The following is a 23,650-nucleotide window of genomic DNA, read 5'->3' as shown; positions in this document are numbered from 1 at the left end:
ACGGTAGCGACGGCCCGGCCGGGTTCGTCGCGACTCCCAGGGGATGCCCACGAGCGTCGGAGGGACCCCGGAGGCGCGGGCCGGGTCAGGCGCGCGCGACGACCGCCCAGCCGTGCGGCCCCACCGACAGGACGTCGCCGTCGAGGCCCGCGTCCCGACCGGCCACCCACTCGGCCGGGGCCGGGTCGGCCACGCGCAGCTCGTCGTCGCCGAGGTTCAGCGCGACGACGAGCGACCGACCCGCCCCGACGCCCGTCACCTCGAGCACGAGCGACTCGTTCGCGACCGACACGGTGCGGCTGCGGGCGGTGTGCAGCCACGGGTGCCGACGTCGCACGCCGATCAGCTCCTGGTGCAGGGCGAGGACCTCGGGGAGGGCGTCCGGGACGCCGGCACCCGGAGCCTCGGCAGGCGTCGAGGGGAACGCCGGACGCACCGCGTCGTCGCCGCCGACCCGCGCCTCCTTGACGGCCCGTAGGCCGAACTCGTCCCCGTAGTAGACCGAGGGCGTGCCGCCGAGGGTGAGGAGCAGCACGATCGCGTGGGCGTGGTGGCGGTCGTCGTCGATCTGGCTGGCGATGCGCGTGACGTCGTGGTTGCCGACGAAGGTCAGCGGCACGAAGTCGTCGAGGAACCCGTCGTGGCGCTGCAGCGCCCACTCGAGCTCGAACAGGTTGACCTCGGCCAGGGCGTGCCAGACGCCCTGCCACAGTTCGTACTGGGTCACCGAGTCGAGGCCTCCGTCACGGACGGCCGCCGCGTAGTCGCCGTGCAGCACCTCGCCCACGACGTACACGTCGGGGTGCCGTTCGCGGAGCGGCGGCAGCACGGTCGCCCAGAACGACGACGGCACCGAGTAGGCGGCGTCGAGCCGCCAGGCGTCGGCACCGCGGTCGGCCCAGTACGTCAGGACGTCCGTGACCGTGCGGGCGACCTCGGGCGACGAGTGGTCGAGGGCGATGAGCCCGCCGTGCCCCTCGAAGGTGCCCAGGCTGCCGTCGTCCTCGCGCCGGAACAGGGAGGCGGCGCTCGAGTCGGGGTCGCGACGTGCCTCGACCAGCGCGGGGAACTCGGGGCCGACGTGGTTGAAGACGCCGTCGAGCATGACCTTGACGCCTTTCGCGTGGGCGGCCTCGATCAGGATGACGAGGTCGGCCTCGGTGCCGAGACGCGGGTCGACCGCGAACCAGTCGATGGTGTCGTAGCCGTGGGTCGACGACGCGAAGACCGGCCCGAGGGCGAGCCCGTTGGCCCCGAGGGCCACCAGGTGGTCGAGCCACGGCACGAGATCGAGGAGGCGCGGTGCCGGCGAGCGGTCCGCTCCCGTCGTGTCCGCCCCGACGAACCCGAGGGGGTACACGTGCCACCACACGACGTGCTCGGTCCAGGAGGGGCCCGGCAGGGCGGTGGCCGTCGTCGGGGACTCGTGTTCGCTCATTCGCGCCACCCTAGTGACGGGCGGTCGTGAGGTGTCCCCCGCTCAGCTCGCGGGGCTCAGCTCGCAGGGCGTCGGCGTCAGCTCGCGGGGCCGAGCAGGACGGCGAGCAGGGCGGCCGCACCGCCGACGATGAACAGCATCGTGCCGGCCTGCATCGTGCGGGTCTTGTTGCGGTCGGCCGTGGGGACGTCGACCTCGAGGATCGGGCAGCCCGACCACCCGATGAGCCCGACGCTCAGGGCGACCAGCGCGGCACCGACCCAGAACAACGTCGCGAGCCCGGCCGAGAGGAGGGCGGGACGCCAGCCGGTCGCGAGCAGCAGCCCCAGGGCCACCGCCACGCTGCCGACCGCGGCGACGAACCAGATCGTGCCGGTCCACATGATGCGTTGGACGTTCTTCTCGGGGGTCATCAGGTCGTGCAGCTCGTGGGTCACCAGAACATCTTTCACCCTCTGCAGCGATTCGGCCCGCACGGGTGCGGCGACTACTCCGTGGCGCCCTCGAGCAGCGGCACCAGCTGGTCGAGCGCGTACTGGCGCGAGAGCGCCGAACCGAGCGAGTACGCCGCGGCGACGTCGCCGTCGATGACGACGGCGTGGCCGTCCTGCACCGCCGACAGGGCCTTCCACTGCGGGTCGTCCGTGATCTCGGTCGTGTCGATGTAGATCGGGAAGGCCACGATGACGTCCGCGTCGATCTGGTCGAGCTGCTCGCTCGAGATCGACACCGAGAATCCACCGGCGTTCGGGGACAGCGCCGAGATGGCGGGGTTCTGCTCGAAGCCGAGCTCCTCGAGCTGCTCGACCCGCTCGCTGTCCTCGACGTAGGCACCCCAGCCCTCGCTGGTCTTCGTGGCGGCGGTGATCGTCTTGCCCTTCCACTCGGGGTGGGCGTCGGCGACGGCCTCGACGGCCTTCTCGTTCTCGTCGACGAGCTGCTCACCCTTGGCCTCTTCACCGAGAGCCTTCGAGACGAGCTCCATCTGGTCCTCGAAGTCGGTCAGGTAGCTGTCGCCTCCCTCGGGCACGCCCACGGTCGGGGCGATGCTCGACAGACGGTCGTAGCGCTCCTGGTCGCCCGAGCTCTTCGTGTCGAGGATGACGTCGGGCTCGAGGGCCGCGATGGCCTCGTAGGAGGGCTCGAGGGTGCCGATGATCTCGGGGGCCTGGTCGTAGAGACCCTGTGCCCAGGGGCCGACGCCGTCGGCCTCGTCACCGAAGGCGAGCCAGTCCGAGGCCCCCACGGGTTGCACGCCCAGCGCGAGCGCCGTCTCGGCGTCGCCCCAGCCGAGCGCGACGACGCGCGTCGGCTTCTGGTCGATGGTGACCTCGCCGAACTTCGTGTCGATCGAGACGGGGAACGCGCCCGATCCGCCCGAGGCTCCGCCGCCGGCGGCGTCGTCCGGGTCGGCGTCGGCCGAGCAGCCGGCCAGGGCGAGGGTGGCGACCGCGACGGCGGCGGTGATCGAGAGTGACTTGCGCATGTGTTCCTCAGGGCTGTGACGTCGGTGCTGTGACGTGGTGTCGGGCGGAAGGTCGGGTGCGGGGGGCGGGCCTGGACGGCGACGTGCGCCACCCGGCCGGACTCCAAGTGAGGGTAGCCTAAGCTAATCGTCATGGCGATGCCCCGAGCGCTCACGGTCGGCCGTGCCCCGCGACCGACGCGGGGCTCCCGGCGCACCCGCACGCGCCTCCTCGCCCTCGTGGCCGCCCTGGCCCTGTTGGCCCTCGCCGTCGTGCTGGGACTCGCCGTCGGCGCGCGGCCGGTCGCGTTCGACGAGGTGCTGCGCATCCTCACCGGCGCCGCGAGCCGCGACACGGCCGACGCGACCGCCGTGCTCGACCTCCGCCTGCCGCGGACGGTCGCCGCGATCGTGGCCGGCGCCGGGCTCGGTGTCGCCGGGGCCGTCGTGCAGGCCGTGACGCGCAACCCGCTGGCCGATCCGGGCATCCTCGGCGTCACCTCGGGCAGCGCCTTCGCCGTCGCCCTCGCGGTCGGCTTCGCCGGGGTCACCTCGGCGAGCGGCTGGGTCTGGTTCTCGTTCGTCGGTGCGGGCCTCGCGACGGTCGCCGTCGCCCTGATCGGTGGCGCCGGACGAGGAGGCGGCGGTCCCGCCCGCCTGACCCTCGCCGGCCTCGCGCTCGGGTCGGTGCTCGCGGGCATCACCTCGTCGATCGTGCTGGCCGATCCCCGCCGTTTCGACGCCGTCCGCGCGTGGGAGGTCGGCTCGCTCGCCGACCGCGGCTGGGAGCCCGTGCTCACGGTGCTGCCCTTCGTCGCGGCCGGGGTCGTCGTCGCCCTGATCGCCTCGCGCCCGCTCGACGCCGTCGCACTCGGCGACGAACACGCCGCGTCGGTCGGCGTCTCGGTGCCGGCCGTGCGCGTCGTCTCGTTGGTCGTCGTCACCCTGCTGGCCGGAGGCGCGACCGCGGTGGTCGGGCCCATCGCGTTCGTGGGGCTCATGGTCGCGCACGCCGCCCGCGGCGTCGTCGGGCCCAGCCAGCCGTGGATCACCGCCCTCTCGGCCGTGCTCGGGCCGGTGCTGCTGCTGCTCGCGGACGTCCTCGGCCGCGTGGTCGCTCCCCCGGGCGAGCTGGCCGCTGGCCTCGTCACGGCCGCCGTCGGCGCCCCCGTGCTCATCGCGATCGCCCGACGCCGACGGGTGGGTGGCGCGTGACCGGGGGCACGGGGCCGGACACGCGCCCGACCCGGGGCACGGGCACGCCGTCGGGTACGCGGACGACGTCGACCTCCCCGGGGGTCGGCCCGCGCCTCCTGCGCTCGTGGCGCTCGACCGGCGGGCGGCGACGCACGGCGACGCTGACGCTGGTCGTGGTGGCCGTCGTCGTCGCGATCGTCGCCCTCGGCATCGGCGACTACCCGCTCAGTCCGCCCGAGGTCGTGCGGGCGCTGTTCGGCGGCGACGGGTTCGCCTCGACCATCGTGCTGAACTGGCGGCTGCCGCGCGTCCTCGCAGCCCTCGTCTTCGGCGCCGCACTCGGCGTCTCGGGCGCCGTCTTCCAGTCCCTGACCCGCAACCCGCTGGGCTCGCCCGACGTGATCGGCTTCTCGACCGGCGCCTACACCGGGGCGATCGTCGTCATCGTGTCGGGTGCGGCCTCGACGATCGGCACGGCGGCCGGCGCCCTGATCGGCGGGCTCGTCACCGCGCTGGTCGTCTACCTGCTGGCCTACCGTCGCGGCGTGCACGGGCTGCGGCTGATCATCGTGGGCATCGGCGTCACGGCCCTGCTGCACTCGGTCAACAGCTGGTTGCTGCTGCGCGCGCAGAACGAGGTCGCCTTGACCGCGTCGTTCTGGGGGGCGGGCTCGCTCGCGCTGGTCGGCTGGAAGCAGCTCGTCCCGGCGCTGGTGCTGCTCGTCGTGCTGACCCCGCTGGTCATGGGGCTGTCGCGTCCCCTCCGGCAGCTCGAGCTCGGCGACGACGCCGCCCGGTCGCACGGCCTCGGCGCCGAGCGGTCGCGCCTGGCGCTCGTCGTCGTCGGCGTCGCACTGACCGCCGTGGTGACCGCCAGCACCGGGCCGATGGCGTTCGTGGCCCTGGCCGCGCCGCAGCTGGCCCGACGCCTGGTGCGGTCGGCCGGGGTGCCGCTCGTCGCCGGCGGACTCGTCGGCGGCGTGCTCCTGCTCGTCGCCGACCTCGTCGCCCAGCACGTGGCCGCCAACCCGGTGCCGGTCGGCCTCGTCACCCTCGTGATCGGCGGGGTCTACCTGATCACCCTGCTCGTCTCGGAATCCCGGAGGTCCGCGTGAACGCCGACGACACCCGCCCCTCCCGCCTCGTGGCCCGCGGCGCGCACCTCGCCTACGACCGGCGGACGGTGAGCGAGGCCGTCGACGCCGACGTGCGCGACGGCTCGTTCACCGTCATCGTCGGGCCGAACGCCTGCGGGAAGTCGACCCTCCTGAGGGCCTTCGCGCGCCTCCTGAAGCCCCGGTCGGGGTCGGTCCTGCTCGACGGACGCGAGCTCGCGGGCGTGCCGGCGAAGGAGGTGGCCCGCATCGTCGGCCTGCTGCCCCAGACCTCGACGGCACCCGACGGCATCACGGTCGCCGAGCTCGTCGCACGCGGCCGCTACCCGCACCAGGGTCTCTTCCGGCAGTGGACCGGCACCGACCGCGAGGCCGTCGACGCGGCCCTGGCCGAGACCGACCTCACCGAGCTGGTCGACGTGCCCGTCGACGAGCTGTCGGGCGGGCAGCGCCAGCGGGTGTGGGTCGCGATGGCGCTCGCACAGCAGACGCCGGTGCTGCTGCTCGACGAGCCGACGACCTACCTCGACATCGCCCACCAGTACGACCTGCTCGACCTGTTCGCCCGACTGCACGGGCAGGGCACGACCGTGGTCGCGGTGCTGCACGACCTCAACCAGGCCGCGCGGTACGCGACCGACCTGATCGTGATGGCCGACGGCGACGTCGTGGCGACGGGCACCCCGGCCGAAGTGCTGACCGAGCAGCTCGTCACCGACGTGTTCGACCTGCCCTGCGTCGTCGTGCCGGACCCCGTGACCGGGTCGCCGATGGTCGTGCCGCGCCGCCGCTGAGGTCGGGTGGGCACCCGGGGCTCCTGCGAGCAGGATGGTCCCATGAAGATCGAACTCGACGGCACCACCGCACTCGTCACCGGCTCGACCCAGGGCATCGGCTTCGCGATCGCCCGGGGGCTCGCCGCCGCCGGGGCCCGCGTCATCGTGAACGGACGCTCGACGGAGACCACGGGGGCGGCCCGAGCGCGCCTCCTCGACTCGCTGGCCGACGACGCCGCCTTCGCGGCCCTCGACGCCGGGACCCGGGAGGCGCGGGTCGTCACGCTCGCGGCCGACCTGGCCACCGAGGCGGGTGCGCAGGCGGCGGTCGAGGCCTTCCCCGAGGTCGACGTGCTGGTGAACAACCTCGGCGTCTTCGGCTCGGCCGACGCGTTGAGCATCGACGACGACGAGTGGCGCCGCTACTTCGAGACGAACGTGCTGTCGGCCGTGCGCCTGACGCGGGCCTACCTGCCCGGCATGATGGAGCGCGGCTGGGGCCGGGTGCAGTACATCGCGAGCGACTCGGCGATCGTGACGCCGGTCGAGATGATCCACTACGGGGTGTCGAAGACGGCCCTGCTCGGGGTGTCGCGGGGGTTCGCGAAGGCGGCCGCGGGTTCGGGCGTGACGGTCAACAGCGTCATCGCCGGGCCGACGCACACGGGGGGCGTCGAGGAGTTCGTGCGCGAGCTGGTCGGCGACGACCTGCCCTGGGACGAGGCCCAGCACGAGTTCATGCTGAAGCACCGGCCGCAGTCGCTCATCCAGCGACTGATCGAGCCGGAGGAGATCGCCAACATGGTCGTCTACCTCAGCTCGCGCTTCGCCTCGGCGACGACGGGCGGGGCGCTGCGGGTCGACGGCGGCTACGTCGACGCGATCGTCCCGTAGGGCGGGAGCGATGTCGAACCACGCACATCGGCGGTTCGACACCACCTCGGTGGTGCGACCCGGGGGCACAGGCGTATGCAGGCGGGTCAGGCCTGGGCTTCGGCGATGACCTCGGCGCTCCAGCCGTCGTACCGACCGCCGGATCGCTGCACGACGTCGAACACCTCTCGGGTGAAGGTCACGGCGCGGTCGTCGTCGAGCGCGTCCTCCCGGCTGGCCCGGAGATCTGCCCCCAGCAGACCGTGCCGGGTGACCGTCGCGTCGTAGCCCGCCGTGCGGAGTTCGTCGGCCGCGCGTTCGGCAGCCGATCGGCGCGAGAAGTCGGCCGCGTGCGTGACGGTCCGTGCGAGGTCGAACCGATCACGGAGCTCGTTGCGGGTGACCAGCTGGGCGGCGCACCGCTGGAGGTGGACGACGAGTCCCTCGTCCATCGTCGTACCCCGGGCCCCGACTAGCGGGTGCGGGCGGCGGGACGTCCGCCGCGGCCCCGGCGGTCGGCACGGGGCGCACGGGTGGGCAGCACCGCCGCGACCAGGAAGAAGACGATGCCGAAGATGACGACGATCGACCCGATGACCATGAGGGCGATGATGACGGTTTCCATCCGCCCATCCTCCCGGGCGGGCGGGGCGGGCACAAGGCGCGGCTCCTGAGCATCCGCCGCCCGCGCCTCCTCGGGGTACGCCTCCCAGCATCGGGACCACCCGCGGTGGGCAGTCAGTCGTACCACCGGCACGGTCCGCACGCCCTCATTCGGCCCGATGACGGTGGCGGGCCGTAGCGTCGAGTCCGCCGGGACGACGGGGGTCGTCGCCCGGCCCCACGTCTTCTCCGAGGAGTCCGAGTGACCAGCGACACCACCACACGCCCCACCCTGTTCTGCCTGCACGCGCTCGGCATGAGCCGGCTCGAGTACGGTCCCGTCACCGAGGCGCTCGGCGACGACGTCGAGGTGGTCGCCCTCGACCTGCCCGGCTTCGGCGACGCCACCACGGCCGACGGGGTGACCGTCGACGACATGGTCCGTCAGGTCACCCGGCAGATCCGCCGGCACGGCGCCACCCGCTGGCTGCTCGTCGGTCACAGCATGGGTGGCAAGATCGCGTCGATCGTCGCCGCGCGCACGCTCGCCGGCCAGGGCGGGCTCTTCGGCCTCGCCGGGGTCGTGCTGCTCGCGGCCTCCCCGCCGTCACCCGAGCCCATGAGCGAGTCGAACCGCGAGCAGATGATCGCCGCGGCCGCCGACGGCCCGCTCGGCGCCGACACGGCCCGCAGCTTCGTCGACGACAACGTCGGCGCTCCCCTGGCCACGCCGCTCGACGACCAGGCCCTCGCCGACCTTCACCGCACCTCCCCCGAGGCGTGGACCGCATGGTTCGACCGCGGCAGCCGCGAGGACTGGTCGGCCGAGGTCGGCACCCTCGACGTGCCCGCCCTGATCGTCGCCGGGGGCGCCGACGGGCCGTTGGGCGAGGACGCCCAGCGTCGCCTGAACGGCGCCGTCTACCCGCGTGCCACGCACCTCACCCTGGACGGCGCGGGGCACCTCTTGCCGCTCGAGCGCCCGACCGAGGTCGCTTCGGCCATCCTCGACTTCTGGCGCGACGACGCGGGGCGGGCTCCGGTCATGTCGGACGACTTCGCCCGCGTCATCGCCTCGAGCCGCACCGCCTCGAACACCCGCGGCATCCTCGCCCGGCGCGCCGTCGCCGACGACCCGCGCTACGTCCCACAGGTGCTGACCGAGGCGCAGCTGACCACGTTGCGTGCCGTGGCCTCCCGCGTCGTGCCGCAGGACGACCCCGACCACTCGGTCGACCTCGCCGCGCGGGTCGACGCCCAGCTCGCCGCCGGCTACGGCGACGGCTGGCGCAACGCCGACCTGCCGAGCGACCCCGAGGCCTACGCGCTGGGCCTCGACGCCCTCGCCGACTTCACCGGGCTGTCGTACGAGCAGCAGGACGAGCGGCTCGCCGCGATCGTCGCGGGCGATCCCGACGACGCCCTCGGCACCGTCGGCGACAGCGGTGGCGGCGACTCGCACCACGGCGGCGACCAGGACGACGCCGGGATGACCGGCGGCACCCCCGGGCGCACGGGGCAACCCAGCCCCGACGAGGCACACCCCTTCTCGGTCGAGCAGCTCACCGCGTGGTTCGAGGACTGCCGCGTCGACTTGGTCAAGCTCTGGCTCGCCCACCCCGCGACGATGGAACGCATCGGCTTCGACGGTTTCGCGAACGGCCGTGCCGGTCGCGCCCTGCAAGGATTCAGCCGGCTCGGTGCCGGCCAACGAGAGGGCTGGGAACCAGCCATGGAGGTCACCCGATGAAGCTCGACGGACAACGCACCTACGACGAGTCCGAGGTCGTCGACGCGGTCGTGATCGGAACCGGCGCCGGTGGCGCCCCGATCCTGGCGAAGCTCGCCCTGCAGGGCCTCTCGGTCGTCGCGCTCGAGGCCGGCCGCAACTTCGAGCCCGACGAGTACACGCAGGACGAGATCGAGGCCGTCAAGATCAACTGGATGGACGAGCGCCTCAGCGGCGGCGAGACCCCGACCGCGTTCGGCCAGAACAACAGCGGCAAGGGCGTGGGCGGTTCGACCCTGCACTGGGGCGCCTTCACCCCCCGTCCCGACGAGCGCGACCTCAAGCTCAAGTCCCTCACGGGCAAGGGCGAGGACTGGCCGGTCGACCACGCCGAGCTGATCGGGTACATCGAAGAGGTCGAGCACTTCGTCGGCGTCTCCGGCCCGGCCGACTACCCGTGGGACCCGTCGCGGTCGTACCTGATGCCGCCGCCCGCCCGCAACGCCTCGAGCGACATGATGATCCGCGGGTGCGAGGCCCTGGGCATCCGGGCCACGGACGCCCCGGCGGCCCTGGTCAGCCGTGACTGGCGTCAGGAGCACGTCGGCACCCGACCGGCCTGCGTCGGCTGCGGCAGCTGCCACCAGGGGTGCCGCAGCGGCGCCAAGGTCAGCATGGACACCAGCTACCTGCCGATGGCCGTCGCGAACGGGGCCGAGATCCGCCCCGAGTCGATGGTCACGGGCATCGAGCTCGACGAGGCCGGCGAGGTGTCGGCCGTGGTCTACGTCCGCGACGGCGTCGAGCACCGCCAGCGCACCGCCGCGCTCTTCCTCTGCGCAGGCGGCGTCGAGACCCCGCGCCTGCTCTTGCACGCCGGCATCGCCAACAGCAGCGACCAGGTCGGCCGCAACTTCATGGCCCACGGCGCGACGCAGGTCTGGGGCACGTTCGACACCGAGATGCGCGGCTACCGCGGGTACCCGTCGTCGATCATCACCGAAGACACCATGCGGCCCGAGGGCGTCGACTTCGTCGGCGGCTACCTGATCCAGAGCCTCGGCGCCATGCCGTTGACGCTGGCGACGACCCTGGCCCGCGGTGCCGGCCTCTGGGGCCCCGAACTCGTGAAGGCGCTCGACGACTACCGCTTCATGGCCGGCGTCGGCATCAACGCCGAATGCCTGCCGAGCGAACAGAACCGCCTGACGCTGTCCGACGAGGTCGACGAGTTCGGCATGCCCAAGGTCGTCGTCACCTTCACGCCCGGCGACAACGAGAAGGCGATCGACGACCACGCCGTCGAGACGATGACCGCGATCGTCGAGGCGGCCGGGGGCCGCGACATCCGCGTCCTGGCCCGCACCGCGCACACGATCGGCACCTGCCGCATGGGCACCGACCCGGCGACGGCCGTGGTCGACCCCGACGGGCGCAGCTTCGACGTGCCGAACCTCTGGATCGCCGACAACTCGGTCTTCCCGAGTGCCGTCGTCGCCAACCCCGCCCTGACGATCATGGCCCTCGGCCTGCGCACCGCCGACCGCTTCCTGGCGAGCGCCGGGCTGACGGGCACCGTCGCCGGCGAGCGCGTCGGCGCGGACGTCTCGCGCGTCGTCGACGCGGCCTGACCTGCAGCACGCGACCCGCGCCTCCTGAGCTCCACCGCCCAGGAGGCGCGGGTCGCGTCGGCGAGGAACGCCCCCGTGGCGCAGGGCCACGGGGGCGCCCTCTCTCCTAGCCCTTACGCCACAGGTCGAACACGAACCGGGCCACGGTCACGAACGACGTCGCGATCTGAAGCCACGGCACGGTCTTCCTGGGCTGGCCCTCGGCGTCTTTCGACATGAGGATCACCTCCTGGTGTGCGCGCCGGCGGACACGAGGAGCGGAAGGTGCCAGGGATGCAATCCAGGAGGACCTGGATTACGATCGACCGAGTAGTGAACTCGGGATTGCTAGCATCCCTGGTCTTCCACTCGGAGGACAAACGAAGCCCACGATCGTTCTAGCGGTCGTGGGCTTCACTCTTGCCCGGGGCCGTGACCCGGCGGTGCCCGGCCCCAGGGACGATCCTAGATGAGACATGTCGGTCAGGCGGCGGGGGGGGTCGTCCTCCCGGCGCGCGGCGTGGTCCCCGAGACGGACGCGACCCGGCTCGCCCGTTCGTAGGCTCGACGGATGACCTCTCCAACCCTGCGCCGGGCGATCGCGACGTCGGTGGTGGCTGCGGTTGTGGCCGGGGTGGCCGACGGGCGGTCGGCCGACGGCCTGTCGTTCGTCGTCCAGACCGGGTGCCTCTCGTGACGCCGCCCGTCGAGTGGTCGCGAAGCGTCCCTCCCGCTGTGCGCAAGGACGATTCGGGACCACTCGACCCGCGGGCCGCAGGTCCGGGGGATGCTCGACGACTGCGGGCGCGGGCGCGGCTGCTGACGGCGGTCGCGGCGGCGGCGACCGTCGCCCTCGGCGTCGTCGCGAAGCTCGCCGTCCCCGGGCTGACGGGCGACCTGCTCGGCTCGGCGCTCTACACCGTGCTGCTCGCCCTGCTGCTCGCGCTCGTCGCCCCACGCCTCGTCGCCCCGCGCCTGGCCGCCCCCGTCGCGGCCGGGGCCGCCACCGCGGCGTCGGTCGGCATCGAGCTGCTCCAGCTGACCGGACTGCCCGCCGCCGCCGCCGACGCGTTCCCGCCCGTCGCGTGGGTGCTCGGCTCCACCTTCGTGGCGACCGACCTGCTCGGGTACCTGGCGGGGGGCGTCGCGGGGCTGGTGCTGCTCCGGGTGCTGCGCCGCGCCTCCTGACGTCCCGACCCCGGGAGGCGCGGGTCGACTGGGCAGAAAACGTCCTTCGTCGAGGCGGGAAGGACACCTTCTGCCCACTCGACCGGCCAGGGGGCCAGCGCGTCGGGGCGCCAGGGCGCCGGGCGTCAGCGCGCCGGGGCGTCAGCTCGCGGAGGCCCGCCCGCGCCAGAGCAGCCAGACGAAGTACGGCGTGCCGATCACGGCGGTCAGCAGGCCGGCGCCGAGCTGTGCCGGGGCGATCAGCGTGCGGCCGAGCACGTCGGCGGCGCAGACCAGCACCGCGCCGAGCAGCACGGCCACGGGCAGCACCCGCGCGTGCCGCCGTCCGACCAGCGACCGGGCGGCGTGCGGGGCGACGAGTCCGACGAATCCGACCACGCCCACGGCGGCCACGGCCGTCGCCGTGAGCAGCACGGCGAGCGACAGGAAGACCAGGCGCGACCGCGAGAGCGATACCCCGAGGAGGCGCGGGGTGTCGTCGTCCACCCCGAGCAGGTCGAGGCGACGGCGCAGCAGCACGACCACCACGAGCGCGGCCACGAGCACCAGCGACACCGGCAGCGCGTCGTCCAGCGTGCGGCCGTAGGTCGAACCCGACAGCCAGGTCAGCGCCTTCGCGCCGTTGAACGGGTCGGTCAGGACGATCAGCAGGCTGATCGCGGCCGCCGTCGCCGTCGAGACGCCGATGCCGATCAGCACGAGCCGGTTCTGCGGGAAGCCACCGCGGGAGGCGAGGCCGAACACGACGACGGCCGCCACGACGGCTCCGGCGAACGCCGCGCCGGCCATGCCCCAGCCGGTCGCGAGCGGCACGGTGGTGACGAGCAGCACGGCCCCGAGGCCGGCTCCGCCCGTCACGCCGAGGATGCCCGGCTCGGCGAGCGGGTTGCGCGTGACGGCCTGCACGAGCGTGCCGGCGAGAGCCAGCGCCGCCCCCGCGGCGAGGGCGGCCACGACCCGGGGGACGCGGGTGTCGAGCACGTAGGTGACGACGCGGCCGGACCGACCGGTCACCCAGTTGGCGACGTCGCCGAGCAGCAGCTTGGCGTCGCCGAGCAGCACCGAGCCGAGGACGACGGCGACGAGGGCGGCGAGCACGACCACGACGACGACCACGAACCGCAGGCGGGAGACCACGGGGTGCCGGTCGGTCGGGGTGACGCCGCCGTGGTCGCGGGCACGGAAGGCCAGCACGACGAGGACGACCGCCCCGAGCAGCGAGGTCACGACGCCGGTCGGCACCTGGACCGACGTCTCGGCACCGACCAGGGCGCGCAGCAGCACGTCGGCGCCGAGCACGAGGGCGGCGCCCGCCAGGGCCGCGAGGGGCAGGAAGACGAGGAAGCGGCGGACGGAGGGCACGGCCCGACGCAGCAGGCGGACGAGGGCGGGGGCGCAGAGGCCGACGAAGCCGATCGGCCCCGCGAGGGTGACGGCGGCGGCCGAGAGCAGCACGGCGGCGAGGACGGTGACCACGCGGGTCGTGCGGACGTCGACGCCGACGCTGCGGGCGGCGTCGTCCCCGAGCGCGAGGGCGTCCACGCGGACGTTCATCGCGACGAGCACGAGCAGCCCCACGACGATCACCGGGGCGAGCTGGACGACGCCGTCGAAGCCGTTCTGCGAGATGCTGCCCTGGCCCCAGGCGTAGAGCCCGGCGGTCTGCTGCGGGAAGAGCAGCAGCAGGGCGCTCGTCACCGAGGCGAGGCCGAGGGCGAGGGCGCTGCCGGCGAGCACGAGCCGCACGGTGCCGGCGCCGAGCCCGGACACCGCGAGCACGAGCCCCGCGGCGAGCAGCCCGCCGACGAACGCGACGCCGGACGACGCGAGCAGGGGCAGGCTGAGTCCCGTGACGGCCGCGAGCGCGAGCGCCGCGTAGGCGCCGGCGTTGACGGCGAGGGTGTCGGGCGAGGCGAGCACGTTGCGGCTCATCTGTTGCAGGGCCGCACCGGCGGCTCCGAGGGCGACGCCGACCAGCAGACCGGCGACCATCCGGGGGAGGCGCGAGGCCACGACCACGGACGCGTCACCTGCCGTCGCGGTGCCGGTCAGCGCCTGCCAGACCTGCCGGGCGCCGACGTCGGCGGTGCCCTGCGTGACGTCCACGAGGGCGAGCACCACGACGACGGCGACCAGCGCGACCGTCACGCCCACCGACCCGAGCGTGACCCGGCGGGGGGCGGCGAGCCGCGCCTCCTGGGCTCGCGCCGCGCGGAGCGCCCGCTCGTCGGGCCCGGCAGCGGGCTCGCCGAGCCGGGGCGGCGCGGGGTCGGTGGGGGTGACGGTCGTGCTCACGGTGCCGGTTACTTCGTCAGGGTCGACACCAGCGAGTCGACGTAGGCGGTCATCGCGGCGGGGCCGCCGAACATCCAGATGCCGTCGTCGAGACGGTGCACGTCACCGGACTGCACGAACGGCAGCGACGTCCAGACGGCGTTCGAGGCGAGCGACACCGCGAACGGGTCGTCGGCACCGGCGGCGGTGTTGTCGATGTAGAGGAACTGCACGTCGGCCGGCAGCTGCGTGAGGCCCTCGACGTCGGTCGTGGCGAGGCCGTACGCCTCGTCGCCCTCGACGGTCCAGGCGTTCGTCAGGCCGAGCTCCTCGGTGACGTCGGACACGAGCGAGCCCTTGGCGTAAGGGCGGATGCTGACCTGGCCGGCGTCGACGTAGGCGTCGGCGAAGGCGAAGGGCTGACCTGCGAGACCGGCGTCGGCGAGGGCCTGCCCGCCCGCCTCGACGGCGTCGGTGAACTCCTTCTTCACCTCGGTCGCCTTCTCCTCGGTGCCGGTCGCCTTGGCGATGAGGTCGAGGTTGTCCATGCTGTGCTCGATCTGGCGCGAGGCGTCGGCCGAGGTGATCTGCAGCACGGGAGCGATCTCCTTCAGCTGCTCGACGGCGTCGGCGCTCAGGCCGTCGGTCGCGACGATCAGGTCGGGTGCGAGCGACGCGACGGTGTCGAGGCTCGGCTCGCCGCGGGTGCCGATGTCGGTCGGCTCGTTGGTGAGCGGCACGGCGGCGTCCCACTCGTTGTACCCCTTCACGTCGGCGACGCCCACGGGTTCGACGCCGAGGGCGACGAGGTCCTCGACGACGTTCCACTCGGTGCCGACGACCTTCGTCGCGGGACCGTCGAGGGTGACCTCGGCCCCCGTGCCGTCGGTCAGGGTGATCTGCTCGCCGCTGCCCGAGGTCGAGCCGGCGTCGGCCGACTCGGTGGTGCCGCAGCCGGCGAGGGTCAGGGCCGCGGCCGCGGCGACGGCGGTGACCGTCAGCAGTCGGCGGGCGGGGCGGCGGGCGGGGCCGCCGGTGGTCGGGGTGTGGCGGGGCGTCGTCATCAGGCGCTGGGTCACGGGTGGTGTCTCTCTCATCGGACGGGCGTCTCGGCCCGGGTGTGGTGTCGGCCGATCGCGCGGGTGCGCAGGTGGCCGGTGGTGGGGTCGGTGTCGACGTCGATGCGGATGCCCCAGACGTCGGTCAGGAGGCGCGGTGTCAGCACGTCCCCGGGGTCGCCCTCGGCGACGATGCGGCCTTCGCTCAGCACGACGATGCGGTCGGCGAGCGCGGCGGCCTGGTCGAGGTCGTGCAGGACGACTCCGACCGCGATGCGGCCCGAGTCGGCCAGGTCGCGCACGAGGTCGAGCAGCTCGACCTGGTAGCGCAGGTCGAGGTAGGTGGTGGGCTCGTCGAGCAGCAGCACCCCGGTGTCCTGCGCGAGGCAGCTGGCCAGCCAGACGCGCTGCAGCTGACCGCCCGAGAGCTGGTCGACGCCTCGGTCGGCGAGGTCGGCGACACCGGTGAGCCCGAGCGCGCGGTCGACGGCGGCGGGGCCGTCGGGGTCGGAGCGCCCCCAGCGGCCGCGGTGCGGGTAGCGGCCGAACTCGACGACGTCGCGCACGCTGAGTCCACCGGGGGTCGGGCGCCCCTGCGTCAACAGCGCCACGCGCCGCGCGAACTGCCGCAGCGACAGCTCGAACCCGTCGACCGTCTCGTCGCCCGCGTCCGCGCTCGCACTCGTGCTCGCGCTCGCGCGGTCGAGTGGTCGCGAATCGTCCTTCCCCGAGGCGCGGACGACGTTCTCGGACCACTCGCCCCCCGCAGGAGGCGCGGCGAGGGTCAGCGAGCCCGTGCGCGGCTTCTGCAGCCGGGCGAGGGTGCGCAACAACGTCGACTTGCCGCTGCCGTTCGGGCCGACGAGGGCGGTGACGCAGCCGGGGCGCAGCTCGAGGCGGGCTCCGCGGACGACGTCGACGCCGTCGTAGGCGACCGAGACGTCGTCGGCACGGAGGGTGGCCGAGGCGGGTGCGGTGGCCGCGAGGGGCAGGTCGGTGGTCACGCGCTTAGGTTAGCCTAACCTCACCCCGGTGCCGCAACCCGACCTCTCGACGTCGAGCCGACCCGCGCCTCCGGGGCGTCGGCGAGACTGGACCGATGACCTCCCGGACGACGAAGACGACGACCCTCCTGACGGCCACCGCGCTGGGCCTGGGCCTCGCGCTGACCGGCTGCTCGACGCCCGGGGCGTCGGCACCCGCCCCGAGCCCGACCGCGACCCCGGTCCCCCTGCCCAGCCCGATCGTCGCGCCCGACCTCGCGACCCCCGAGGTCGAGGCCGCGCTGACCGACCTCGAGGCCAGGTACGACGCGCGCGTCGGCCTCTCCGTGCTCGACACCGGCTCGGGCGCGACCCTCGACCACCGCGCCGACGAACGCTTCGGGTACGCGTCGAGCCTCAAGGCGTTCGCCGCGGCGGCCCTGCTCGACGCGACCGACGACGCCGACCTCGACCGCGTCGTCACCTGGACCCAGGCCGAGGTCGACGCCGCGGGGTACTCGCCGCTGACCAGCGAGCACGTCGCCGACGGGCTCCCGCTGCGGCAGCTCGCCGAGGCGGCCGTGCGGCAGAGCGACAACACGGCGCTGAACCTCGTGCTGACCGAGCTCGGCGGCCCGGCCGGGCTCGACGCCGCCCTCGCCGCGCAGGGCGACGACGTGACCGACGTCGTCCACGGCGAGCCCGAGCTCAACACGCTCACCCCGGGCAGCACGGCCGACACGACCACGCCCGCCGCCTTCACCGCCACCCTCGCCCGCATCACCGACGGCGACTGGCTCGCCGCCGACGACCGCGCCACCCTGCTCGAGTGGATGTCGGGCAACGCGACCGGCGACACCCTGATCCGTGCCGGCGCTCCCGACGGCTGGCAGGTCGCCGACAAGTCAGGAGGCGCGGGCGGCATCCGCAACGACGTCGCGATCGTGGTCCCCCCGTCGGGCGACCCCGTGGTGATCTCGGTGCTCACCACGCGCAACGACCCCGCCGCCGAGTACGACGACGCCCTCGTCGCCGCCGTGGCCGAGGTCGCCCTCACCGCCGTCGCCGCCGCCCGCTGACCCGGCCGGCCCCGCCCGCCCCCTCGACCCCCGCCCTCTCCTCTTCTCCCCGCCGCTCGTCGAGTGGGCAGAAGATGCTCCTCCCGCGGTGACGAGCAGCATCTTCTGCCCACTCGTCGCCGACCACCAGCGGGGCGACGACCTCGGCCGCCCGCCCCGCCACCACCTGTTCGCCCCTCGTTCACGCGGCCTCCCCCGGGACGTCGTCGCGCCTCCTTAGCGTGCCCAGCGGGCCGTCCGGTCCCCGTCGCCGTCCCCGGCGAACCCCGGCCCCGCACCCGAAGGACTCCACCGCATGATCGACAAGCGCCTGCTCGTCTCGGCCGCCACCCTCGGCATCGCCGCCCTCGCCCTGACCGGCTGCTCGGCGAGCGCCGACGCCGACAGCTCGGGAGGCGCGGCGAACGGCACCGACGCCGCCACCGCCACCAGCGCCGAGGACTTCGGCGGCATGGACGCCCTGGTCGAGGCCGCACAGGCCGAGGGCGAGCTCAACGTGATCGCCCTCCCCGACACCTGGGCGAACTACGGGAAGATCATCGACGGGTTCGAGGAGAAGTACGACATCACCGTCAACTCGGACAGCCCCGACGTCTCGAGCGCCGAGGAGATCACCGCCGCCCAGAACCTGAAGGGGCAGGACACCGCCCCCGACGTGTTCGACCTCGGCTCGGCCGTGACGCTCGCCAACCTCGACCAGTTCGCGCCGTACGAGGTGTCGACCTGGGACGACATCGCCGACGACCACAAGGACGCCGACGGCAGATGGGTCTACGACTACACCGGCCTGATGTCGGTCGGCTACGACGCCGACGCCGTGCCGGCCCCCGAGAGCCTCGACGACCTGCTCGGCTCGGACTACGAGGGCAAGGTCGCGATCAACGGCGACCCGACCCAGGCCGGTGCCGCCGCCGCGGCCGTCGAGTGGGCCGCGCTGCAGTCCGGCGGCAGCGCCGACGACGTCAGCACGGGCGTCGACTGGTTCTCGCAGCTGGCCGACGCCGGCAACTTCCTGCCCACCGACCCCACCCCGGCGACGATCGCCTCGGGCGAGACCCCGGTCGTCTTCGACTGGAGCTACAACAACCTGGCCGCCGCGGCCGACGCCGGCGGACGCGACTGGAAGACGGCCGTCCTCCCCGGAACCGCCCTCGGCAGTTACTACAACCAGGCGATCAACGTCGACGCCCCGCACCCCGCCGCGGCCCGCCTGTGGCAGGAGTACGTCATGGGCGACGACGCGCAGAACCTGTACCTCGCGGCCGGCGCCTACCCCGTGCGCCTCGCGGCGATGACCGAGGCCGGCACCGTCGACCAGGACGCCCTCGAGAAGGTCGGCGAGCAGCCCGCCGACACCGTCCAGTTCACGGCGGAGCAGACCGAGGCCGCCTCGAAGGTCCTGGCCGACACCTGGGCCACGGCGATCGGCTGATGGTGACGACGTCGACCCGCGCGGCGGACACGACCGCCGACGTGCGGTCGGCGCACGAGGGGGACGGCGGCGGCCTGCCGACCCGCGCCTCCTCGTCCTCCGACGGCGTCGGCCCCTCACGGGGTCGGCGCCGTCCGGCGGCCTGGTGGGGGCTGACCCCGTTCGCCGTCTGGGTGCTCGCCTTCTTGATCGTGCCGTGCCTGCTCGCGCTCGGGACGGGCTTCGTCGACGGCGACGGCGCCCTCACCCTCGACAACCTGGCCGCGCTCGGCGACCCGCTGATCGTCCGGGCCTTCGCCAGTTCGGCCGCCGTCTCGGCCGTCACCGCCGTGGCCGGGGCCGTCGTCGGTGCCGTCGTCTGCTGGGGCCTCACCTCGCTGCGCCCCGACGGAGCCGTCCGCAACGCCATCGACGCCGCGTCGAGCGTGCTCGCCCAGTTCGGCGGCGTCATGCTGGCGTTCGCGTTCATCGCGACGATCGGCATCCAGGGAGTCGTCACGCGGCTGCTGATCGACGTCGCCGGCGTCGACCTCTACGCGGACGGGGTCTGGTTCTACCAGGTGCCCGGGTTGCTGCTGCCCTACCTGTACTTCCAGGTGCCCCTCATGGTGATCACCTTCATGCCCGCCGTCAGCGGCCTCCGCCCGCAGTGGAGCGAGGCCGTGGCCACGCTCGGCGGCACCCGGTGGCAGCACCTCGTCCGCGTGGTCGTCCCGGTGCTCGCCCCGGCGTTCGTCGGCAGCCTGCTGCTGCTCTTCGCGAACGCCTTCTCGTCGTACGCGACCGCCGCCGCCCTGATCAGCCAGGGCGCCCAGATCGTGCCGCTGCAGATCCGCGCCGCACTGATCAGCGAGACGGTGCTCGGCCGCGAGAACGTCGCCGGCGCGCTCGCGCTCGGCATGGTCGTCGTCATGGCCGTGCTGATGACGGGTTACTCGCTGCTGCAGCGCCGCACCGAGCGGTGGCAGCGATGAGCGCCCGGACGACGGAGCCGACGCGCACGACGCGCACGCCCCGGACGACGAGCGCTCCGCGGTCGACGAGCGCAGGAGGCGCGGGCACGGTCGCGCGCCGCACCGCCCTGGTCGTCGTGGGGGCCCTCTTCGCGGTGCCGATCGCGGCGATGGTCGCGTTCTCGCTGCGCAGCGCCGACGGCACGGGTCACGACCTGAACCACTGGCTGGCGATCGTCGACCCCGAGAACGAGCGGATGTACCGCAACCTCGTCGAGGGGGTCACGAACTCGCTGCTGCTCGCCGTCGTCTCGGCCCTGCTCGTGCTCGTGCTGCTGGTGCCGGCGATGGTGCTCGTGCACCTCCGCCACCCGCGCCTCGTCCGGCCCCTCGAGTTCGTCTGCCTCGTGCCGATCACGGTGCCCGCGATCGTGCTCGTGGTCGGGCTGGCGCCGGTCTACTCGGTCGTCTCGCGGGTGGCCGGTTCGGGCGCCTGGACGCTCGCGCTCGCGTACGGCGTCACGGTGCTGCCCTACGCCTACCGTGCGGTGCAGTCCGACCTCGCGGCCACCGACCTCCGCACGCTGACCGAGGCCGCGCGCACGCTCGGCTCGAGCTGGCCGCGCACGATGGCCCTCGTCGTCGTGCCGAGCCTCCGCCGGGGGCTGCTCGCGGCGGCGTTCATCACCGTGGCCGTGGTGCTCGGCGAGTTCACCATCGCCTCGCTGCTCAACCGCGTGAACCTGCAGACCGCCCTGGTGCAGGTGTCCCGTTCCGACCCCTACGCCGCCGTCGTCCTCGCCCTGATCTCGTTGGCCTTCGCCTTCGTGCTGCTGCTCGTGATCGGGCGGGTCGGCGCCCTCGGGGCCGCCCGCCCGATCCCCACCCGGAAGGCCCTCTCGTGACCGCCACGCTCCCCCGCCCCTCCGTCACGAGTCCGACGGCCGCCGGTGCGGGTGCCGCCGTGGCGTTCCACGACGTCACGAAGCAGTTCGCCGGCCACCGGGCGCTGACCGGGCTCGACCTCGAGCTGCAGCCCGGCGAGCTCGTCGCCGTGCTCGGCCCCTCGGGCTGCGGCAAGACCACCGCGCTGCGCAGCCTCGCCGGGCTCGAGGACGTCACGGGCGGCAGCATCACGATCGACGGCCGCGACGTGGTCGGCGTGCCGACGCACCGCCGCGACGTCGGCATGGTGTTCCAGGCGTACTCGCTGTTCCCGCACCTGACCGTGCGGCAGAACGTGGAGTTCGGGCTGCGGATGCGTCGGGTCGACAAGGCCGCCCGCGCCACCCGGGCGGGCGAGATGCTCGACCTGGTCGGGCTCGGCGACCTCGGCGAGCGCTACGCCCACCAGCTCTCGGGCGGACAGCAGCAGCGCGTCGCGCTGGCCCGGGCGCTGGTCACGCGGCCCCGCGTGCTGTTGCTCGACGAGCCGCTCAGCGCCCTCGACGCCAAGGTGCGGGTGCAGCTGCGGGACGAGATCCGGCGCATCCAGCGCGAGCTGTCGATCACCACGCTCTTCGTCACCCACGACCAGGAGGAGGCCCTCGCCGTCGCCGACCGCGTCGCCGTCATGCGCGCCGGGTCGATCGAGCAGGTGGGCACCCCCGAAGAGCTCTACTCGGCCCCCGCGACGGCGTTCGTGGCCGAGTTCGTCGGGACGAGCAACCGGGTCTCCGGCGAGGTCATCGGCGGGCTCGTGCGGCTGGCGGGCTGCCCCGAGGTGCCGGTCGTGGGGACGCCGGCCGAGGGACCGGTCTGGGCGTACGTGCGTCCAGAGGACGTGTCGTTCGTCGCGCAGGGCGGGCTCGCGGGCGTCGTCGAGTCGGTGTCGTTCCTGGGGGCCGTGTGCCGCACCCGCGTGCGCGTGGACCGCGAGACGCTGCTCGTGCTGGACCACCGGGCCGACGAACGGCGCGAGCCGGGGTCGTCGGTGCGCGTCTCGTTCACGCCCGCCCGCGTCGCCGTGACGAGCCGCGCCTCCTGACCCACCCGACGGCACCGGGTCACCCGGGCGACGGAGGCGGCCCGCACGGTCCCGCCGTTAGCCTCGGGGCATGCCCCCGGTGACCGGTCCCGACGACGTGCCCCGCGCCTCCTCGGTGTGGCAGGCCGAGATCGCAACGACCCGGCGGCCGCGGCCGCTCGTCGCCGGGCGATGGCTCGTCTCGGTCGTCGTCGGGTTCTTCCTCGGCTCGTTCGAGGGCGAGTGGCCGGGCTTCGACGTCGTGGTCCGCGAGCGCTCGACCGGCCGCGAGATCCACCGTCTGCCGCCCCAGGGCCTCACCGGCGCCGACGAGTCCAAGGTCGAGATCGAGGCGGACCTCGACCGGCTCACCTGCGACGAGTTCCGCGCCGAGTGGGCGCTCGCCTGACCCACATCTGATACTTCAGACGGAGGCGCACCATCACCACGGGGGACGACCGGGAGGCGCGGGTCGGCTTGGCTGGGCACATGACCTCCGCTGCGCCCGCCGTCGACTCCCCACCCACCACCGGCACCCGCTGGAGGTTCGTCGACTCGCTGCGCGGCTTCGCGCTGTTCGGCATCCTGCTGGTCAACACGCTCGACATCACCCGCCTCGGCATCGACCTGGCGATCGAGAACGCCGGCCCGGTCGACGACCCGGCGCGCGACCTGCTGTACCTCACGGTGCAGACCCGGTTCGTGCCGATCTTCGTGTTCCTCTTCGGCATGAGCCTCTGGTTCGTGCTCGCCGGTGCCCGGTCGCGCGCTCCCCGGCCCGGACTCGTCATGGTGCGCCGCCTGGTCGGACTCGTCGCGATCGGCGGGCTGCTCATGCTCGTCTACCCCGGCAACGTGCTCCTCGAGTACGGCGTCGTCGGCCTCGTGGTGCTGCCGATCGTCGTCTTCGCCCCGCGCTGGGCGACCCTGACCCTCGGTGCCGCGCTGACCGTCGCGGCCTACGCCCTGACCGGTGGCGGCCTCGCCTCGACCCCCGGCCTCATGCTGCTCGGTGCCGGCGCCGCCGCGTACGGTCTGCCCCGCGTGCTCGAGTCGGCCGGGCGCGGCGTGGTGCTCGTCTTCGCCGCGGCCGCGGTGCTCACGGTGCCGGCCCTGCTCTGGCAGGCCACGACCCCGGGCGACCCGCGCTTCTCGACGCCGGGCGGCATCGCCGGGCTGGTCATGGCCGTCGCCTACGCCACCGCCCTCGCCCTGCTCTGGCGCACCCCCGCCCGCCGCGTCGTCGCCGCCGTGTTCGAGCCGCTGGGCCGCATGGCGCTGACCAACTACGTCGTCGCGGCGATCGTCGTGGCAGGTCTCGCCCTCGTGGTCGACTTCGGGCACCTGACGAGCGTCGTCCCGGGCCTGGCGATCAGCGTCGTCCTGATCGCCGTGCAGTCCGTGCTGAGCCGCCTCTGGCTCGCCCGGTTCGTCTACGGCCCGGTCGAGTGGGCCTGGCGGAGCGTCACCTGGTGGCGGCCGGCCGCGCTGGTGCGCCGGGCGTCCTGACCGACGGGAGCCGCGCCTCCTCGGGTCAGCGGCGGTTCCAGGAGGCCCGCACGACGGTGTCGAGGGCGCTCGAGAGGTCGGTGCACCAGAGGCGGCGACCAGGGGTCGCGGCGAGAGTGAGCTCGTAGCCCGCTTCGGTCTGTGCGACCGATCCGATGACCACCGGGGCTCCGCGCTCCGACCGCCGGACGTCGACGATGCGCCAGCGGCCGCGGCCGATCACGTCGAGCCTCAGGTCGAGGGCACTGGCGAGCGGGCCCCGTCCCGGCCAGGCCGTGCCCGACCGGCGTCCCCCACCGTCGTTCAGCATGGTCGCCCCTTCTCGCGGTCCGCCCCGATGCGGCCCGACGAGGTGCACGTTAGACACGCGACCTGACAACGGGAGGGGTTGACTCCGAGGGC

General features: G+C 73.8%; 25 protein-coding genes. 16 read left to right on the top strand and 9 right to left on the bottom strand.

What is annotated here, in order from left to right:
• Nucleotides 1-85: 85 nt before the first annotated feature.
• The 3 genes from ACIOSR_RS11315 to ACIOSR_RS11305 all read right to left on the bottom strand — a co-directional run bounded on the left by ACIOSR_RS11315 (nt 86) and on the right by ACIOSR_RS11305 (nt 2,924).
• Nucleotides 86-1,438, bottom strand: coding sequence for an alpha-amylase family glycosyl hydrolase (locus ACIOSR_RS11315; RefSeq protein ID WP_402752658.1), 1,353 nt, complete (start codon nt 1,436-1,438; stop codon nt 86-88).
• A gap of 77 nt (nt 1,439-1,515) precedes the next feature.
• Complete coding sequence (locus tag ACIOSR_RS11310) at nt 1,516-1,875, bottom strand: hypothetical protein (protein ID WP_043595969.1); 360 nt, start codon at nt 1,873-1,875, stop codon at nt 1,516-1,518.
• Between the two features lie 50 nt (nt 1,876-1,925).
• Nucleotides 1,926-2,924 carry an iron-siderophore ABC transporter substrate-binding protein gene (locus ACIOSR_RS11305; protein ID WP_285063782.1) on the bottom strand — a complete coding sequence of 333 codons (999 nt, stop codon included), beginning with the start codon at nt 2,922-2,924 and terminating at the stop codon, nt 1,926-1,928.
• Nucleotides 2,925-3,056: 132 nt separating this feature from the next.
• Between ACIOSR_RS11305 and ACIOSR_RS11300 the strand changes: the two genes are divergently transcribed.
• From ACIOSR_RS11300 to ACIOSR_RS11285, 4 genes are read left to right on the top strand one after another with little or no spacing between them, the layout of a single operon-like run.
• Nucleotides 3,057-4,118: an iron ABC transporter permease gene (locus ACIOSR_RS11300; RefSeq protein WP_123570988.1), complete on the top strand. Its 1,062-nt coding sequence runs from the start codon at nt 3,057-3,059 to the stop codon at nt 4,116-4,118.
• Complete coding sequence (locus ACIOSR_RS11295; protein WP_402752657.1) at nt 4,115-5,215, top strand: FecCD family ABC transporter permease; 1,101 nt, start codon at nt 4,115-4,117, stop codon at nt 5,213-5,215. Before ACIOSR_RS11300 ends, ACIOSR_RS11295 begins: the two co-directional genes overlap by 4 nt.
• Entirely contained in the window at nt 5,212-6,009 is a 798-nt protein-coding gene (locus ACIOSR_RS11290; RefSeq protein WP_056044437.1) for an ABC transporter ATP-binding protein, read from the top strand. The genes ACIOSR_RS11295 and ACIOSR_RS11290 overlap by 4 nt, the downstream gene beginning before the upstream one ends.
• A 42-nt stretch (nt 6,010-6,051) precedes the next feature.
• Nucleotides 6,052-6,885, top strand: coding sequence for an SDR family NAD(P)-dependent oxidoreductase (locus ACIOSR_RS11285; protein ID WP_402752656.1), 834 nt, complete (start codon nt 6,052-6,054; stop codon nt 6,883-6,885).
• Nucleotides 6,886-6,971: 86 nt separating this feature from the next.
• On the opposite strand, the gene ACIOSR_RS11280 is transcribed toward ACIOSR_RS11285, so the two are convergent.
• Together ACIOSR_RS11280 and ACIOSR_RS11275 are read right to left on the bottom strand one after the other, a co-directional pair.
• Nucleotides 6,972-7,316, bottom strand: a complete 345-nt coding sequence (locus tag ACIOSR_RS11280) for a ribonuclease E inhibitor RraB (RefSeq protein WP_192122843.1) — start codon at nt 7,314-7,316, stop codon at nt 6,972-6,974.
• Between the two features lie 20 nt (nt 7,317-7,336).
• Entirely contained in the window at nt 7,337-7,489 is a 153-nt protein-coding gene (locus ACIOSR_RS11275) for a hypothetical protein (protein WP_157485223.1), read from the bottom strand.
• A gap of 240 nt (nt 7,490-7,729) precedes the next feature.
• Here ACIOSR_RS11275 and ACIOSR_RS11270 point away from each other — a divergent pair, with 240 nt between their 5' ends.
• From ACIOSR_RS11270 to ACIOSR_RS11255, 4 genes are all read left to right on the top strand, one after another.
• Nucleotides 7,730-9,217 (top strand): alpha/beta fold hydrolase, encoded by a 1,488-nt coding sequence (locus ACIOSR_RS11270; protein ID WP_402752655.1) that lies wholly within the window; start codon nt 7,730-7,732, stop codon nt 9,215-9,217.
• Nucleotides 9,214-10,827 carry a GMC family oxidoreductase gene (locus ACIOSR_RS11265; RefSeq protein WP_285063777.1) on the top strand — a complete coding sequence of 538 codons (1,614 nt, stop codon included), beginning with the start codon at nt 9,214-9,216 and terminating at the stop codon, nt 10,825-10,827. The genes ACIOSR_RS11270 and ACIOSR_RS11265 overlap by 4 nt, the downstream gene beginning before the upstream one ends.
• Nucleotides 10,828-11,377: 550 nt before the next feature.
• Nucleotides 11,378-11,503: a hypothetical protein gene (locus ACIOSR_RS11260; protein ID WP_256415795.1), complete on the top strand. Its 126-nt coding sequence runs from the start codon at nt 11,378-11,380 to the stop codon at nt 11,501-11,503.
• 38 nt (nt 11,504-11,541) lie between these two features.
• Nucleotides 11,542-11,994, top strand: coding sequence for a DUF2809 domain-containing protein (locus ACIOSR_RS11255; protein ID WP_402752654.1), 453 nt, complete (start codon nt 11,542-11,544; stop codon nt 11,992-11,994).
• 141 nt (nt 11,995-12,135) lie between these two features.
• On the opposite strand, the gene ACIOSR_RS11250 is transcribed toward ACIOSR_RS11255, so the two are convergent.
• From ACIOSR_RS11250 to ACIOSR_RS11240, 3 genes are read right to left on the bottom strand one after another with little or no spacing between them, the layout of a single operon-like run.
• Nucleotides 12,136-14,289, bottom strand: coding sequence for an iron ABC transporter permease (locus ACIOSR_RS11250; protein WP_402752653.1), 2,154 nt, complete (start codon nt 14,287-14,289; stop codon nt 12,136-12,138).
• Between the two features lie 8 nt (nt 14,290-14,297).
• The gene (locus ACIOSR_RS11245) at nt 14,298-15,347 is read right to left on the bottom strand and encodes an ABC transporter substrate-binding protein (RefSeq protein WP_402752652.1); all 1,050 of its coding nucleotides are present in this window, start codon (nt 15,345-15,347) and stop codon (nt 14,298-14,300) included.
• Nucleotides 15,348-15,361: 14 nt separating this feature from the next.
• Nucleotides 15,362-16,330, bottom strand: a complete 969-nt coding sequence (locus ACIOSR_RS11240) for an ABC transporter ATP-binding protein (RefSeq protein ID WP_402752651.1) — start codon at nt 16,328-16,330, stop codon at nt 15,362-15,364.
• A gap of 95 nt (nt 16,331-16,425) precedes the next feature.
• Here ACIOSR_RS11240 and bla point away from each other — a divergent pair, with 95 nt between their 5' ends.
• From bla to ACIOSR_RS11200, 8 genes are all read left to right on the top strand, one after another.
• The gene (gene bla, locus ACIOSR_RS11235) at nt 16,426-17,388 is read left to right on the top strand and encodes a class A beta-lactamase (RefSeq protein WP_402752650.1); all 963 of its coding nucleotides are present in this window, start codon (nt 16,426-16,428) and stop codon (nt 17,386-17,388) included.
• 88 nt (nt 17,389-17,476) lie between these two features.
• Entirely contained in the window at nt 17,477-17,608 is a 132-nt protein-coding gene (locus ACIOSR_RS11230) for a hypothetical protein (protein WP_402752649.1), read from the top strand.
• A 75-nt stretch (nt 17,609-17,683) separates the two neighbouring features.
• Nucleotides 17,684-18,820, top strand: a complete 1,137-nt coding sequence (locus tag ACIOSR_RS11225; protein WP_402752648.1) for an ABC transporter substrate-binding protein — start codon at nt 17,684-17,686, stop codon at nt 18,818-18,820.
• Nucleotides 18,820-19,794, top strand: a complete 975-nt coding sequence (locus tag ACIOSR_RS11220; protein WP_157485222.1) for an ABC transporter permease subunit — start codon at nt 18,820-18,822, stop codon at nt 19,792-19,794. Before ACIOSR_RS11225 ends, ACIOSR_RS11220 begins: the two co-directional genes overlap by 1 nt.
• The gene (locus ACIOSR_RS11215) at nt 19,791-20,678 is read left to right on the top strand and encodes an ABC transporter permease subunit (RefSeq protein WP_173154335.1); all 888 of its coding nucleotides are present in this window, start codon (nt 19,791-19,793) and stop codon (nt 20,676-20,678) included. Before ACIOSR_RS11220 ends, ACIOSR_RS11215 begins: the two co-directional genes overlap by 4 nt.
• On the top strand, nt 20,675-21,760 hold the full coding sequence (locus tag ACIOSR_RS11210; protein ID WP_402752647.1) for an ABC transporter ATP-binding protein: 1,086 nt from the start codon (nt 20,675-20,677) through the stop codon (nt 21,758-21,760). Before ACIOSR_RS11215 ends, ACIOSR_RS11210 begins: the two co-directional genes overlap by 4 nt.
• A 70-nt stretch (nt 21,761-21,830) precedes the next feature.
• On the top strand, nt 21,831-22,148 hold the full coding sequence (locus ACIOSR_RS11205) for a hypothetical protein (RefSeq protein ID WP_402752646.1): 318 nt from the start codon (nt 21,831-21,833) through the stop codon (nt 22,146-22,148).
• 80 nt (nt 22,149-22,228) lie between these two features.
• Nucleotides 22,229-23,248: a DUF418 domain-containing protein gene (locus ACIOSR_RS11200; RefSeq protein ID WP_402752645.1), complete on the top strand. Its 1,020-nt coding sequence runs from the start codon at nt 22,229-22,231 to the stop codon at nt 23,246-23,248.
• A 25-nt stretch (nt 23,249-23,273) separates the two neighbouring features.
• Here ACIOSR_RS11200 and ACIOSR_RS11195 read toward each other — a convergent pair whose 3' ends face one another.
• Nucleotides 23,274-23,558: a hypothetical protein gene (locus ACIOSR_RS11195; RefSeq protein ID WP_056044422.1), complete on the bottom strand. Its 285-nt coding sequence runs from the start codon at nt 23,556-23,558 to the stop codon at nt 23,274-23,276.
• Between the last annotated feature and the right edge of the window lie 92 nt (nt 23,559-23,650).

This window comes from Frigoribacterium sp. NPDC087798, from assembly GCF_044742985.1.
Taxonomy (GTDB): Bacteria; Actinomycetota; Actinomycetes; order Actinomycetales; family Microbacteriaceae; genus Frigoribacterium.
This window is presented reverse-complemented; position numbering and strand designations above follow the sequence as displayed.